A 15,859-nucleotide genomic window follows, 5' to 3' on the forward strand; every position below is an offset into this window, starting at 1 on the left:
TTCTGGGAAATTTCCTGAAAAACAGGGTCAGACCCCGGTTTCTCGGAAATTTCCTGAAAAACAGGGTCCGTCCCCAGTTTTTGCTTATTCGACCGTGATCGGCAGGTCGCGGCCTTCGGTTGCCACGTTGCCGGCGTAATCGGCGGCGTAGATGCGCAGCGTGTAGTTGCCGGGCGCGATGGCGGAGACGTCCCACGAGCCCGGGCTCACCTGCCCGTCGGACAGGGTGTTGTTCAGCGCATAGGCGAAGTGCGTCGACTTGCTGCCGTACACCGTGATGCCGCTGCTGGCGGCGTACACCACTTTCACGGCATCCTGGTTGCGCGGCAGCCGGTCGTACACCTGGGTGATGCGCGGCTGTTCCCAGCCGGGCGCCGGCATACCGTCCTCCCGCAGCAGCTGGTAGCCCAGCTTGTACAGCCCGAGGCGGCGCCGTTCCAGGTTGCCGTCCATCTGGTCCCACGCATCGACGACGATGTCCACCTCGCCGACCGCGCGCGGCACCGTGACCCGTTTCGGCGGCGGCGGCGCCTTGGCCTTGCGGTCCCGCTTCACGCGCGGCGCGCCGAGCCGCTTGCCGCCGTCGGCCAGCAGTACGATGCCCTGGATGCGCGGCGGCACGGTGTCGCGCAGGCCGGCGAACGGCAGCGTCAGCGGGTTTTCCACGCCGCCGGTGGGGAAGTAATCGAGGTGCACGTGCGCCATGCCGTTGATGGTGCCGAGCGTGTCGCCCACCGCGAAGCGCGTGCCGCGCCGTACGCGCACCCGTTCCGGCTTGCCGCGCCGGTCGGGCAGCAGCGTGAAGCGCCCGTCGAGCGCCTTGTCACGCCGGTCGCGGCCCACCTTCATGTGGATGTACGACAGCGTGCCCACGCTCATGCCTTCGCTGAGCGTGGCATAGCCCCAGTTGGGGTAAGGGTCGGTTACCTTGGCGGCTGCCACGGCCACCACCTGCGCGCCCACGTCGGCCCGCACGTCGAGCCCCATGTGGAAGTGGTCGCGGCTGTCGCCTTCGAAATTGCCGCGCACTTCACCCATCACGCCGACCACCTCGTGCGGCGTATCCTGCGGCAGCACCGGCCATGGCATCGACCGGTCGCGGCGCGGCGCCGGCGCGCGCACGCGGCCCGCCGGCGCGGCTTCGCCCTCCACGGCCGGCGCCAGGCGCACGACCGTGAAGGCCAGCCCTTCGGCCACGATGACATCGCCGTTGCGCGCCACGGCAACCCCGCGCGGACTGGACAACTGCACGGTACCGTCGCTGCCGTAACCCGGCTCGGCCGGCCGGTCGAAGTCGGCCAGCGCCTGCAATTCGCCCTGCGGCGTCACCTGCAGCACGCGGCCGGAACCCGCGGTGACATACAGATAGCCGTCGCGGGTGGCGGCGATGCCCACGGGCCGCCGCAGCGGCGAGCGGCGCTCGCCTTGCGCCGGCGCCGCCACCGTCGTCACCATGCCGGCGGCATCGATGCGCCGCACCGCATGGTTGCCCGTGTCGGCAACGAACAGCGTGCCGTCGCCTGCGGCCGCGATACCGCTCGGCGTGTCGAACAGCGCCGATGCCGCCGGGCCATCCTGCGCACCCGGCCGGCCTGCACCGGCCACCGTGGTGACCGTGCCGTCCGGCGCGATGCGGCGGATGCGGTCGTTGTAGGTGTCGGCCACGAACACGTTGCCGGCATCGTCCACGGCGATACCCACCGGACCGTTGAAGCGCGCAGCCTGTCCCTTGCCGTCCGCGAAACCCGGCTGGCCGTTGCCGGCCAGCGTCGTCACGGTGCCGTCCGCGGCGACGCGGCGGATCGCATGGTTGCCGGTATCGGCCACGACCAGGCTGCCCAGGTGATCGAGCGCCACCGCGGAGGGCGTGTGGAACATGGCCGCTGCGCCCTTGCCGTCGGCGTAGCCTTCGCGGCCGCCGGCCAGCGTGGCCACCGTGCCGTCCGGGGCGATCGTGCGGATACGGTTGCTGTCGCCGCCGTCGGCCACGTAGACCGTGCCGCGCGGGCCCGCCGCGACGCCGAACGGGTCGCTGAACGCGCTGCGGGCCGCGGCGCCATCGGCGAAACCGGCCATCCCGGTACCGCCCAGTGTCGTCACGCGCGCGCTCCAGAAGCGTTCGGTGCGGGCCTGGGCGGGTGTCAGCACCGCGGGCGCCGCGGCCGGCTTTTCAACGGGGCCCGTTGCCGGGCGGAGGGTGTGATACAGGGCGCCGGCACCGGCCAGCAGGATGGCGCCGGACAGTGTGCCAGCGATGAGTTTTCGATTCACGGGTGCGGTTCTTCATTGCAGGAAACGCAAGCTTAGCAGGAACACCGGCGTGCGCACACCGCCGTGGGGCCAAGCGCTTCGCCACGGGGGCGAACTGCCCCGATCTGCCGGCGAACGTCCGGCGCTCGCCGGCAAAACCGGGGACATCACGCCTGCAGCGGGCTCCGCACGGGCGATGACAAGGCCCGGTTCGATATCGCCGCAGACCACATCGGCCAATACCGCGCGCCGGGGCGCCCGGACGCCGACTAGAATGTGTCCGCCCGCAAGCAATCATTCACACTGAAAGGAAAGCCATGAGCAGCAAGCCAACTTCAGGGGGAGCCGGCGGCGAGCGTCCCGTCCTCACCACGCGCCAGGGCCATCCGGTGCGCGACAACCAGGCCATGCGTTCGGTCGGCGAACGCGGCCCGGCCACGCTGGAGAATTACCAGTTCATCGAAAAGATCACCCACTTCGACCGCGAGCGGATCCCTGAACGCGTGGTGCATGCGCGCGGCACCGGTGCGCACGGCTACTTCGAAGCCTACGGCAAGATCGGCAACGAGCCGGCCAGCCGGTACACCCGCGCCCGCGTGCTGAACGAGACCGGCGTGCGCACGCCCGTGTTCATGCGTTTTTCAACGGTGATCGGCGGCAAGGATTCGCCGGAAACGGCGCGCGACCCGCGCGGCTTCGCCGTCAAGCTGAAGACCGTCGACGGCAACTGGGACCTGGTCGGCAACAACCTGAAGATCTTCTTCATCCGCGACGCCATCAAGTTCCCGGACATGATCCATGCCTTCAAGCCCGACCCGGTCACCAACCGGCAGGAACCATGGCGCTTCTACGATTTCGTGTCGAACTCGCCGGAAGCGCTGCACATGGTCACGTGGGTGAAGAGCCCGTGGGGGATCCCCGCCAACTACCGGGAAATGGAAGGTTCGGGCGTCAACACCTACAAGCTGGTCAACGACGAGGGCGTGGCCCACCTGGTGAAATTCCACTGGGTGCCGAAACAGGGCGTGCGCAACCTCACCGCCGCGCAGGCCGCCGAGATCCAGGCGCACGACACGGGCCATGCCACCAAAGACCTGTACGAGGCGATCGAACGCGGCGACTTCCCCGAATGGGAATTCTGCGTGCAGCTGATGAGCGACGACGACCACCCGGAACTCGACTTCGACCCGCTCGACGATACCAAGCGCTGGCCGGAAGACCAGTTCCCGCTGCTGCCGGTGGGCCGCATGGTGCTGGACCGGAACCCGGACAATGTCTTTGCCGAAACCGAGCAGTCGGCCTTCGGCACCGGCGTGCTGGTGGACGGCATCGATTTCTCCGACGACAAGATGCTGCAGGGCCGCACCCTCTCCTATTCGGATACGCAGCGCTACCGGGTCGGCCCGAACTACCTGCAGCTGCCGGTCAATGCGCCACAGGACAGCGCCCGGGCCCGCACCAACCAGCGCGACGGGCAGATGGCGTACTACGTCGACGACGGCGGCAAGGAAAAGCTCGACAGGCACATCAATTACGAGCCGAGCAGCATGGGCGGCCTGCAGGAAGCGCCGCGCCCGGCAAAAGAATACCGCCAGTGGGTCGAGGGCCACCTCGGCCGCTACCAGACCAGCCGCACGCTGGACGACTATCGCCAGGCGGGCGAGCGCTGGCGCACCTTCGAGGACTGGGAACGCGACGAGCTGGTGAAGAACCTGGGCGACGACCTGCGCCAGTGCCCGGAACAGATCGCGCAGCGCATGGTGTGGCACTTCTGGCATTGCGACGAGGACTACGGCCGCCGCGTGGCCGAAGCCGCCGGCATCGACCTGGAACAGGCCCGCGCCCTCGCCCCGCTGCCGGGCAAGCCGGCGCCCAACCAGCACCGGGCGGTACCGACCTATACGGATGGCAAGCCCGAGGATGGCGAACCCGAGGATGGCGAGCCCGGGGAAGGCATGCGGGAACCCGCGCCGGCGAAATAACGGTACCGGGCGGCACCTCAAAACCGGTGACAGGCACCTATTAATCTGCAACACCCATTGCAGAAAAACTGGTGCCTGTCACCGGTTCTCGTCAGGGGCTCTCGTCACCGGTTCATGCCCCCGCTCCGCGATGCCTACCCCAGCAAATCCTCGATCTTCACCGGCAGCGAGCGGATGCGCTTGCCGGTGGCGTGGTACACGGCGGCGGTGATCGCCGGCGCCACGCCCACCAGCCCGATTTCGCCCACGCCGCGGGCGCCGTAGTCGTTCAGCGCCACGTCCGGATGATCGAGGAAGGTCACGTCGACGGCCGGCGCGTCGGCATGCGTGACCATCAGGTAATCCGCCAGGTTGCAGTTGACGGGTGCGCCGTAGCGTGGGTCGTAATGCGTTTCCTCGAGCAGCGCCATGCCCACGCCCATCTGCACCGCTCCTTCGATCTGGTTGCGCGCGGTGATGGCGTTAACGATCCTGCCGCCGTCGATCACGGATACAATGCGCCGCACGGCCAGACGCGCCATCGAAGGCTGCCAGGCCACCTCGACGAAATGGGCGCCGAACGAGCGAATCGACACATCCTTCGCGTGCGGGTCGGACGAACTTCCCTTCGATATGCCCTGCCCTTCGACTCGTTCGACACCGGCCCGCCGCAGCACATCGCCGAATGCGAGCCCGCCCGGCATCACCCGCCCGTCCTCGAAAGCCGGCTCGCCGCCGTCGTGCAGCCGGCCGGCCACGTCGAGCAGTTGCCGGATCGCGTGCCGCGCCGCCATGACGACCGCCGGCACCAGCGAGGCGGTGGCCATCGAGCCCCCGGAGGTCGGCCCGGGCGGCAGGTCGGTATCGCCGATCTCCACTTTTACTTGCGCCACGTCGACGCCCGTCTCATGCGCCGCCATCTGGGCCAGCACGGTATAGGTGCCGGTGCCGATATCCTGCGTGGCCGAGCGCACCCGTACGGTGCCGTCGTCGTGCAGGCTGAGCGACACCTGCGCCCTGGTGCGCATGCCGGGCCAGGTGGCGCTGGCCATGCCCCAGCCCAGGATCGCATCGCCGTCGCGCATCGCACCGATGGCAGGATCGCGGCGCGACCAGCCGAAGCGCTGCGCGCCCAGCTCCAGGCATTCCTTCAGGTGGCGCGAGGAAAACGGCACGTTCTTCGATTCGTCGCGTGGCGTGTCGTTCCGCAGGCGCAGCGCCAGCGGGTCCATCGCCAGGCGGTCGGCCAGTTCGTTCATCGCCGATTCCAGCGCATACATGCCCGGCACCACGCCCGGCCCGCGCATCGCCGTATTGACGCCGAGATCGCGCCGGCACGCCGCCCCCGTCACGCGCAGGTTCGGCGCGGCGTAGAGATAGCCGGTGGCTTCGCCGCACGATTCCTCGGACACCCCGGCGCGCGAATCGTGATAGATGAAATCGTGGCGCAGCGAGACCAGCCGCCCGTCCGCATCGGCTCCCAGCCGGATACGCTGCTGCGTATTGGTGCGATGGCCAACGTTACGGAACATCATCTGCCGCGTGACGACCAGCTTGACCGGGCGCCCGGCGACCCGGGCCGCCTGCGCCGCCAGAAGGGAATGGGTCCACGGCCACAGCTTGCCGCCGAAACCGCCGCCCAGGTACGAGGTGATGACGCGTACGTGTTCTTCCGGTACCTGCAGCATGGCCGCCAGCACGCCGCGGTGGTTGACGACGGCCTGCGTGGTTTCATGCACCGTCAGCCGGTCGCCCTCCCAGCGCGCCACGGTGGCATGCAGCTCCATCGGGTTGTGCGTCTCGACCGGCGTGCAGTATGTTTCGTCGATCCGCGCCGCGGCGCTGGCGAAGGCGCCGTCCGGATCGCCGCGCTCGGTGGCCACGTCGGGTTCATCGTCCGGCGCCATGTCCATGCGCACGTCCGGCGCTTCGGCGGCGTAGTCGACCCGGACCGCGCGGGCGCCGTCGCGCGCCTGCTCGAAGGTATCGGCCAGCACCAGCGCCACGAACTGGCCGTAGTAGCGCACCTCGTCATCCTGCATCGGCGGCACGGTCTCGTCGATCTGCAGCCGGCTCTTTTCGGGCAGGCGGGCGATATGGCCGATGAACCTGTGGGTCAGGATGGCCCGCACGCCGGGCATCCCCCGCGCCGCGCCGCAGTCGATATGGCGCACCGTGCCCACGGCGATGGTGGCGCAGACCGGCACCGCCACCAGCATGTCCGGGTAATGATGGTCCGCCGTGTAGCGCGCGTGGCCGCTGACTTTCAGCGGGCCCTCGACGCGCGGCAATGCCGCGCCGATGATCTCTTCCCTCATTGCAGCTCCTCCCCGGCCACGTTCCTGATGGCCTGCACGATGCAGCGCCGCGCCAGCTCGGCCTTGAAGGCATTGCCGGGCCTCGGTCGGGCATCCTGCAAGGCGGTGGCCGCGGCGGCTTCGACATTGGCGATCGTCAGCGGCTGGCCGGCCAGCAGGTGCTCGGCCTGCACCGCGCGCCAGGGCCGCGTGGCAACGCCGCCCAGTCCGATCCTGACCTGCTCCACGATCCCGCCGGCGATCCGCAGCACGACGGCGCACGAGGCCAGCGCGAATTCGTAGGAAGCACGGTCACGCAGTTTCAGGTAGCCCGAGCGGGTACCCGGCGGCAGCGGCGGCAGCGTCACATGCGTGACCAGGTCGCCGGCCGCGAGCGGCGTTTCGATGTGGGGCGTATCGCGCGGCAGCAGGTGGAAATTGGCGATCGGGATCTCGCGCCCGCCATGCAGGCCGGTCACGTGGATGCGTGCATCGAGCACCACCAGCGCCACGTTCATGTCGGAAGGATTGGTGGCGATGCAATGCTCGCTGGTGCCGAGCAGCGCCAGGTTGCGGTGGTAGCCGTCCATCGCGTCGCAGCCGCTGCCCGGCGCGCGCTTGTTGCACGCCATGTGCGGATCGCGGAAGTACACGCAGCGGGTGCGCTGCAGCAGGTTGCCGGCCGTCGTCGCCATGTTGCGCAACTGGCCGGAAGCCCCCGACAGCAGCGCTTCGGAGAGCACCGGATAGCCGCGCCGCACGCGCTCGTCGTGCGCCAGGTCGCTGTTGCGCACGGTGGCGCCGATCGACAGGCCGCCATCCGGCGCCGCTTCGATGCGGTCCAGCCCCAGGTGCGCGATCTGCACCACGTGGGCGGGCTGCTCGACATCGAGCTTCATCAGGTCCAGCAGGGTCGTGCCGCCGGCCAGGTAGCGCACGCTGGCGCCTTGCTGCGCGGTCGGCGACGCGGCGCCCAGCAGCACCGCATCCTCCACGCTGGCGGCGCGGCGCAATTCGAACTGCCTCATGTGCCGCCCTCCCCGCGCACCTCGCGGATCGCCGCGACGATGTTCGCGTAAGCCCCGCAGCGGCACAGGTTGCCGCTCATGCATTCGCGGATCGCCGCGTCGCTGCCATCGCACGGCTCGTCCAGCAGCGCCACCGCGGACATGATCTGGCCCGCCGTGCAGTAGCCGCACTGGTAGCCGTCGTGCCGGACGAAAGCGGCCTGCATCGGGTGCAGGCGTTCGGGCGAGCCGAGCCCTTCGATGGTGGTCACTTCGTCGCCTTCGTGGGCCAGCGCCAGGGCCAGGCAGGCATTGATGCGGCGGCCGTTCAGGTGCACGGTGCAGGCGCCGCACTGGCCATGGTCGCAGCCCTTCTTGGTGCCGGTCAGGTGGAGGTGGTCGCGCAGGTAATCGAGCAGCGTGGTGCGCACGTCCACGTTCATATGATGCTCGACGCCGTTGACGACGATGGCGGGCCCGGTCGGCCGCGCCGGTTTCACTGCTTGCATGAGCGAGTCCTTTCCGCCCGTTGGGAGGGGCGACTGAAACTCGACTACACGCAAAAATGCCGGCACGCGGCGCACGATTGCCTCCACGGCAACATCTGTAAAAATAGGGACGGACCCTGTTTTTAAGGCAATATTTCCCTAAAAACAGGGTCCGTCCCTACTTTTGCTGGGTGCGTACCGTGCTCGGGCAAAAAAAAAAGCCCGCCAAGTTGGCGGGCTGAAGTCTATTTCCTTGGAGGGGAATAGAGGAGACAGGTGAATTATGCTGCGCCGCGCCATATTGCGCAACTCAATTGTAGTGATACTAGATATTGCTGAGCCCTATAACTTCAAATAGTCAAGGATCTGAGCGGATGGCCGCGCGGCGGTCGCCGGGCAAAAAAAGGGGAGCCCGAAGGCTCCCCAGGAGTCATCCCTGCCGGGAATGATCAGCGGTCCGACGAGTACGGCAGTACGCGCGACGCCAGACGGGTATCGGTTTTCAGCAGGCTCACTTCGTCGGCCATGATGTGCACCGCTTCGAGCAGCAGCACGTCCTTGGCGTTCTTGGCGGCCTTTTCCGCCTCCAGTTCGGCGGCCAGCGAACGTTCATCGCCCTGCAGGCCATCGTCGGTGCGGCTGACGCCCTTCACGGCGGCGGCGGCCTGCTTTGTCTGCTTGGCACCGGCCGGCTTGGCGGCGATGGCGTTCTTCGCCGCTTCCTTCGGATCGGGCACGAGGATCGGATCGTCCGCGGACGGTGCGGCGGCCAGCCGGACCTCGCGCTGCTTGGCGCGCGATTCCTGCTCGTCGCGTTCCTTGCGGCGCTCCTTCTCGTTCAGCGAGATCAGGTTGTCCTTGCGCTGCTTCTTGATGTAGTTGACGTCGTCGACGAGGAACTGGAAGTCCTTGTCCTTCGCCACCCGCGCCTCATGCTTTTTCGTCAGCAGCGGAATGATGTCCTTCACCTCGCCGGCCGGAATGTAGACGGCCGGCTTGATCACCGTGTACGGCAGCGCATTGTCGTAGCTCGACTCGCCGAAGTTCTCGGCATCGGACAGCTGCGGCAGCTTGATGTCCGGCGTGACGCCGCGCAGCTGCGTGGTGCCGCCGTTGATGCGGAAGAACTGCGCCACCGTCATCTTCAGTTCGCCGAGGCGCTGCTTGTCCTGCGCGAAGCGGTCCAGGCTGATCAGCGTCTGCACGGTGCCCTTGCCGAAGCTCGGTTCGCCGATGACGATGCCGCGGCCGTAATCCTGCACGGCAGCGGCGAAGATCTCGGAGGCCGACGCCGAACCGCGGTTGATCAGCACGCCGATCGGGCCATCCCACGCCAGGCCGGCGATCGTGTCGTTTTCCACTTCGACGCGGCCTTCGGCGCTGCGCTGCTGCACCACCGGGCCCTTGTCGATGAACAGGCCCGTCAGTTCGACCGCCTCGGTCAGCGACCCGCCGCCGTTGTTGCGCAGGTCGATCAGCACGTTGTCGACCTTGTCCTTCTTCAGTTCGCCCAGCAGGCGCGCGACGTCGCGCGTGGCGCTCTTGTAATCCTTGTCGCCGCGGCGGCGTGCCTCGAAGTCCTGGTAGAAGGTCGGCAGCGAGATCACGCCGATGCGGCGTTTCACGGCGCCATCCTTCACTTCCATGATGGTTTTCTTGGCCGACTGCTCTTCCATGCTGATCTTTTTGCGCACCAGCGAGATCATCACCGGCTTCGCATCGGGGCCGGCATCGCCGGGCAGCACCTGCAGGCGCACCTTGGAATCCTTCGGGCCGCGGATCTGCTGCACCACGTCGTCGATGCGCCAGCCCAGCACGTCCGTCACCGTGCCGGCGTCGCCCTGCGCCACGCCGACGATCCTGTCGCCTACCTTCAGCTTGCCGGACATGCCGGCCGGGCTGCCGGTGACGATCTCGCGGATCACCGTGTATTCGTCGCGCGTCTGCAGCACCGCGCCGATGCCTTCCAGCGACAGGCGCATCTGGATATCGAAGTTGTCGGAAGCACGCGGGCCCAGGTAGTTGGTGTGCGGCTCGATCGACATCGCATAGGCGTTCATGAAGATCTGGAACACGTCCTCGCCGTTCAGCTTGCGCGAGCGGGACAGGTAGTTCTCATAGCGCTTGTCGAGCGTGTCGCGGATGGCCTTGTCGTCCTTGCCGGCCAGTTTCAGGCGCAGCCAGTCGTTCTTCACGCGCTTGCGCCACAGGTCCTTCACTTCCGCCTCGCTCTTGACCCACTCGGCCTTTTCGCGGTCGTACTGATAGCTTTCGTCCAGCGTGAAATCGGGCTTGGTCTTCAGCAGTTCACGGGCATAGGCGATGCGTTCGTTGAAGCGCTGCTGATAAAGATTGTAGATCTCGAACGGCATCTGCAGGTTTTCGCCGACGATCGCATCGTCGAGCTTGGCCTTGGCGCCCGCGTATTTATCCAGATCGGCCTGCACGAAGAACAGCTTTTCCGCATCGAGCGACTTGAAATAACGGTCGTAGATCTTTTCCGACATCGCATCGTCGAGCGGCGTCGCCTTGTAGTGATAGCGGGACAGCACGCGCGATGCCCACAGCGCGGCCTGCGTCTGCTGGGCGGCGGGTTTCAGTTGCTCGACGGCGGCCTTGTCGGCGGCGGGTGCGGCGGGTGCGGCGTGACCATAGGCGGACAGGAAAGCCAGCGACATCGCGGCCAGCAGCGTTTGCTTCTTCATCGGCATGCTCCACATTCTAAAATAACGATTTGCGGACAGGCCCATTCATTTCAAGCCTGTTCGCGGCTTATTCTACAGGAGACACGGCCACGATTCGCCACTCACCCTTAAGGTCGTATTAAAGACGGGAAAGCGATCTGCCATTTGAATGACCGGATTGCAAAAACTTGTAAATCCGTTACAGCCGAATATAAACAAATGTTAATGCGCCGCCGGTAGCGCCCGCCTGATGGACACTTGGGCGGCCCGGCTTAATGGCCGCCGCTATAAAAGCAGCGTCCGCATGCCTGCCGGTAGCGCTCGTTTCCGCCAATGGAGATTTGCGCGCCTTCGCGGATGCGATTGCCGTGCTCGTCCACGCGGATGTTCATCGTCGCCTTCTTGCCGCAGGTACAGATATTCTTCAGTTCCTCGATCGTATCGGCCAGCGCCAGCAGGTAGATCGAGCCGGGAAACGGCTCGCCGCGGAAATCGGTGCGCAGGCCGTAGCAGATCACCGGCACGCCTTTGACCTGTGCCAGCTGATGCAGTTGCTGCACCTGCGGCACGGTGAGAAATTGCGCCTCGTCGACGAGCACGCAGGCCACTTTCTCGATGGCGAGGAAATCGGTGGCGGCGTCGTAGGTTTCCACGTCGCGCTGCAAACCCAGGCGGGAGGTGATCTTGCCCACGCCGAAGCGGTTGTCGATCGCGGCGGTAAACAGCCGCACGGACTGGCCCTGCTCTTCGTAGTTGTGGGCGACCTGCAGCATCGCAGTGGATTTTCCTGCATTCATTGCAGAGTAACGGAAATAGAGTTTTGCCACTGCGGACCTGCTGTAAAAAATGTAATCCGGGATTATAAGACAGCATCCGCCCGGCCCGGGGCGCCGCCGCTGGCAAGCGCCTGCGAATCGGCGCATACTGCCACGACACCGTCGGCCGCGCCGCATCACGGCTCGCTGGCCATTTTTCATTCGCGATCATTCGATCCCACGAGGAGAGACCATGGCGAACACCCGCACTTCTGAAACCACGCCCGCCGCACTATACGGGCTGATCGGCAATACCCCGCTGGTCGAAGTTACCCGCCTGGATACCGGTCCCTGCCAGCTGTTCCTGAAACTCGAATCGCAGAACCCCGGCGGCTCCATCAAGGACCGCATCGCGCTGTCGATGATCGAAGCGGCCGAGCGCGACGGCAGCCTGCGGCCCGGCGGCACGATCGTCGAAGCCACGGCCGGCAACACCGGGCTGGGGCTCGCGCTGGTTGGCCGCATCAAGGGCTACCGCGTGGTGCTCGTGGTGCCTGACAAGATGGCGACCGAGAAGGTACTGCACCTGAAAGCGCTCGGCGCCGAGATCCACATCACCCGCTCCGACGTCGGCAAGGGCCACCCCGAGTATTACCAGGACCAGGCCGCACGGCTTGCCGCCGACATCCCCGGCGCCTTCTATGCCGACCAGTTCAACAACCCGGCCAACCCGCTGGCCCACGAGACCGCCACCGGCCCCGAACTGTGGCAGCAGAGCGGCCGGCAGCTCGACGCGATCGTCGTCGGCGTCGGCTCTTCCGGCACCCTGACCGGCCTGTCGCGCTATTTCGCCAAGGCCAACCCGGACCTGGCCTTCGTGCTGGCCGACCCGAAGGGCTCCATCCTGACCGAATTCCTGCGCACCGCCCGGGTCCCGCCGACCAGCGGTTCATGGGCGGTGGAAGGCATCGGCGAGGACTTCGTGCCGTCGATCGCCGATTTTTCCCGCGTCAGGCAGGCCTACACGATCACCGACCAGGAAAGCTTCGACAGCGCCCGCGCGCTGGTGCGCGCCGAAGGCATCATCGGCGGCTCGTCGACCGGCACGCTGCTGGCCGCGGCGCTGAAATACTGCCGTGAGCAGACCGAACCGAAACGGGTGGCCACCTTCGTCTGCGACACGGGGACGCGATACCTGTCGAAGATGTACAACGACGGCTGGATGTTCGACCAGGGCCTGATCGCACGGCCGCCGACCGGCGACCTGCGCGACCTGATCGGGCGCCGCTACGACGCCGGCGAAGTGGTCAGCGTGGCGCCCTCGGACACGCTGCTGGTGGCCTTCAACCGGATGCGCGCGGCCGACCTGGCCCAGCTGCCGGTGATCGAGAACGGCAGGCTGGCCGGCATCATCGATGAATCGGACCTGCTGCTGAAGGTCGATAACGGCGCGAACGGTAGCGGCGGCAAGTTCGCCGGCCTGGTCGGCGACACCATGACCTCCCGGCTGGAAACCCTGCACCCGGGCGACAGCGTGCAGGCGCTGCGCAGCACGCTCGACCGCGGCCTGACAGCCGTGGTGGCGGACAGCGAACGGTTCTACGGCCTGATCACCCGCTACGATCTTCTCAACCACTTGCGCAGGAAGCTATGAGCCCATCCGACGACGAACAAGCACCGCAACAGCGGCTGGCCACCCGCGTGATCCACGCCGGGCAGGCGCCCGATCCGTCGACCGGCGCGATCATGCCGCCGATCTATGCCACGTCCACCTACGTGCAGCAGAGCCCCGGCGTGCACAAGGGGCTCGATTACGGCCGCTCGCACAACCCCACGCGCTGGGCGTTCGAGCGCTGCGTGGCGGACCTGGAAGGCGGCGCTCAGGGCTATGCATTCGCCTCCGGGCTGGCCGCGATTTCCACCGTCCTGGAATTGCTGGACGCGGGCTCGCACATCGTCGCCGGCGACGACATGTACGGCGGCAGCTACCGGCTGTTCGAGCGGGTGCGCCGCCGCAGCGCCGGCCACGACTTCACGTATGCCGATCTCACGAACCCCGAGAACCTGCTTGCCGCGCTGCGGCCGGAAACGCGGATGGTGTGGGTGGAAACGCCGACCAACCCGATGCTGAAACTGGCCGACCTGGCGGCCATTGCCCGGATCTGCCGTGAGCGGGGCATCATCGCCGTGGCGGACAACACGTTCGCCAGCCCGATCGTGCAGCGCCCGCTCGAACACGGCTTCGACATCGTCGTGCACTCGGCCACCAAGTACCTGAACGGGCATTCGGACATCATCGGCGGCATCGCCGTCGTCGCCGGCGGCGAGCGGCAGGCCGCCTGGCGCGACAGCCTGGGCTTCTTGCAGAATTCCGTCGGCGCGATCCTGGGCCCGTTCGACAGTTTCCTCGCGCTGCGCGGCGTGAAGACGCTGGCGGTCCGGCTGGAACGCCATTGCGCCAGCGCGCTCGAACTGGCGCAATGGCTGGAACGGCAGCCGCAGGTGCGCAAGGTGTTCTATCCAGGCCTCGCTTCGCACCCGCAGCACGCGCTGGCACGCCGCCAGATGAACGGATTCGGCGGCATCATCTCGATCGACCTGGCCACGGATCTCGCCGGCGCGCGCCGCTTCCTGGAACGCTGCGAGGTGTTCGCGCTGGCCGAAAGCCTGGGCGGCGTGGAGAGCCTGATCGAGCACCCGGCGCTGATGACGCATGCCACGATCCCCGCCGCGCAGCGCGCGCAGCTGGGCATCGGCGACGGGCTGGTGCGGCTGTCGGTGGGCATCGAGGACGCCGGCGACCTGCAACGCGACCTGGCCGGGGCGCTGGCCGCGATCTGAGGCCGCGATTCAAGGCCGCAGGTCAAAGCCGCGATTCAAGGCCGCGATCTGACGCCGCGCTCTGGCGCAGCAATCTGACCCGGCGATCCGACGGCGCAGCCTGACGCCGCGATTCGACGTCGGGCCGCCGCCGATCTCCGGCCATCCTGCTTGCCGCACCGCCTTGCCGCCCTGCTTCGCCAGGCGTGCCTACTGTCCGGAATCGCGGCGCTTCGGCTCATCGGTACGGAACAGCCGCCGCACGAAGTTCTCCAGCGCCTGGAACACGCCCTCGACCCCGAAGCCGGCGATGAACGACAGCGCCGAACCGGACAGCGCCCATGCATCCAGCAAACCCTGCGATTCGCCGGACGCCGCGCCGGCCGGGTTGATGAACAGGCCGATGCAGGCGCCGATCGTGCCGCCCAGCGCCAGTTGCAGCAGCGCCAGCGTCGAGTCGCGCGGCGACAGCAGGCTTTCGCGCATGCGCTCCCACAGCCGCCGCACTACCGCCGCTCCCGCGCCCAGCATGCCGTAGGCCAGCGGCAGGAACGACGTGCCGACCACCAGCGTGACGATGCGCGCCATTTCCTCGGTGCCGCGCCGGCGCACGTTCACCTCTTCCGCATCGCGCGTGCGCTCCGGCTCTGGTGTGTAGAAAATACTGTAGAACGACCGCCACGGCGCCAGCCATTCGCGCAGGTTCAGCCGCACCGCGCGACGTTCCTCGCGCAGCGCCTCGGCGCGGTCGCAGAACTGGTATTCCTCGGTGGTGCGGTAGCGCGGCTTGCCGTCCGGCCCCGCCAGCGCGCAGAAGCGCACCGGCTCCGGATCGCGGGCCAGCCTGCCGGTCGCGTCGGCCGCCATCAGGCGCGCACGCTCGTCTGCCGTGTATTTCAGCTCGGCCGTGGAGATCTCGGCGCGCAGTTCGCTGGTGCGGGTGCGCACGGCATCGAGGTGTTCCAGGATCACGTTCCCGGCGGTGACGTGCCACGACAGCGCGCACGTCAGCGTCAGCGACAACAGCAGGAACAGCACGAGCCACAGCATGCGGTGATTGAAATTGATGGCCACGCCGATCAGGCCGGGGTAGGCATAGCGGGCCAGCGTGACGCGCGTGGGCTTGTCCCACAGCGGGCCACCCTGCCCGCGCTGCGGCGGGGGCGCCGGCGGTTCCTTGGCGGGCCGCCTGAATACTTCGCACACCAGCCGGCGCAGCGCGTTCATTTTCTTGCGCCGGTCTTCCTCGCCGACGACGAGGATCGTGAACGCCACCGAGAGCCCGGTGGCCGGGCGCGCCACGGCATTGAGCATGTCCTTCGCGCGCATCAGCGCCACGGCCTGCTCCAGGCGCAGCTTCGGATCGGCGGCAGGTGTGAGGCCGATCTCGCAGATCGTGCGGATGATCTGCGCCGGGTCGGCCCCCGCTTCGGCGCGCAGGTCCTTGTCCCAGCGGCCGGAGATATGGTCGAGCAGCAGGAATACCTCGTACAGCTCGCGCACGAAGATGAATTCTTCGAGCCGCAGCCTCTCGCCATCGGCCGCCACGTGGCCGGGGACTTGCTCGTCGTCGGTTGCGGCCATGGCGTCCTCCACC

General features: G+C 67.4%; 10 protein-coding genes. 3 read left to right on the top strand and 7 right to left on the bottom strand.

Translation table 11 applies throughout. The features are described from left to right. Positions 1-84: 84 nt before the first annotated feature. Positions 85-2,271: an NHL repeat-containing protein gene (locus tag ACY34H_RS23845; protein ID WP_464979956.1), complete on the bottom strand. Its 2,187-nt coding sequence runs from the start codon at positions 2,269-2,271 to the stop codon at positions 85-87. Positions 2,272-2,567: 296 nt separating this feature from the next. Here ACY34H_RS23845 and ACY34H_RS23850 point away from each other — a divergent pair, with 296 nt between their 5' ends. Next, on the top strand, positions 2,568-4,232 hold the full coding sequence (locus tag ACY34H_RS23850; RefSeq protein WP_464979957.1) for a catalase: 1,665 nt from the start codon (positions 2,568-2,570) through the stop codon (positions 4,230-4,232). Between the two features lie 134 nt (positions 4,233-4,366). Here the strand turns inward: ACY34H_RS23850 and ACY34H_RS23855 are convergent, their stop codons facing one another. From ACY34H_RS23855 to ACY34H_RS23875, 5 genes are all read right to left on the bottom strand, one after another. Beyond that, positions 4,367-6,529 (bottom strand): xanthine dehydrogenase family protein molybdopterin-binding subunit, encoded by a 2,163-nt coding sequence (locus tag ACY34H_RS23855; protein ID WP_464979958.1) that lies wholly within the window; start codon positions 6,527-6,529, stop codon positions 4,367-4,369. Continuing rightward, the gene (locus ACY34H_RS23860; RefSeq protein WP_464979959.1) at positions 6,526-7,536 is read right to left on the bottom strand and encodes an FAD binding domain-containing protein; all 1,011 of its coding nucleotides are present in this window, start codon (positions 7,534-7,536) and stop codon (positions 6,526-6,528) included. The genes ACY34H_RS23855 and ACY34H_RS23860 overlap by 4 nt, the downstream gene beginning before the upstream one ends. Then, positions 7,533-8,024 carry a (2Fe-2S)-binding protein gene (locus ACY34H_RS23865; protein WP_464979960.1) on the bottom strand — a complete coding sequence of 164 codons (492 nt, stop codon included), beginning with the start codon at positions 8,022-8,024 and terminating at the stop codon, positions 7,533-7,535. Before ACY34H_RS23865 ends, ACY34H_RS23860 begins: the two co-directional genes overlap by 4 nt. A 428-nt stretch (positions 8,025-8,452) precedes the next feature. Beyond that, complete coding sequence (locus ACY34H_RS23870) at positions 8,453-10,708, bottom strand: carboxy terminal-processing peptidase (protein ID WP_464979961.1); 2,256 nt, start codon at positions 10,706-10,708, stop codon at positions 8,453-8,455. A 251-nt stretch (positions 10,709-10,959) separates the two neighbouring features. Beyond that, entirely contained in the window at positions 10,960-11,514 is a 555-nt protein-coding gene (locus tag ACY34H_RS23875; protein WP_464979962.1) for a thymidine kinase, read from the bottom strand. 181 nt (positions 11,515-11,695) lie between these two features. Between ACY34H_RS23875 and ACY34H_RS23880 the strand changes: the two genes are divergently transcribed. Both ACY34H_RS23880 and ACY34H_RS23885 read left to right on the top strand, forming a co-directional pair. Continuing rightward, positions 11,696-13,096 (top strand): pyridoxal-phosphate dependent enzyme, encoded by a 1,401-nt coding sequence (locus tag ACY34H_RS23880; RefSeq protein WP_464979963.1) that lies wholly within the window; start codon positions 11,696-11,698, stop codon positions 13,094-13,096. Further along, positions 13,093-14,283 (top strand): trans-sulfuration enzyme family protein, encoded by a 1,191-nt coding sequence (locus ACY34H_RS23885; RefSeq protein WP_464979964.1) that lies wholly within the window; start codon positions 13,093-13,095, stop codon positions 14,281-14,283. Before ACY34H_RS23880 ends, ACY34H_RS23885 begins: the two co-directional genes overlap by 4 nt. Positions 14,284-14,472: 189 nt before the next feature. Here the strand turns inward: ACY34H_RS23885 and ACY34H_RS23890 are convergent, their stop codons facing one another. After that, complete coding sequence (locus ACY34H_RS23890; protein WP_464979965.1) at positions 14,473-15,846, bottom strand: hypothetical protein; 1,374 nt, start codon at positions 15,844-15,846, stop codon at positions 14,473-14,475. Between the last annotated feature and the right edge of the window lie 13 nt (positions 15,847-15,859).

The organism is Pseudoduganella sp. jia 9, from assembly GCF_055502615.1.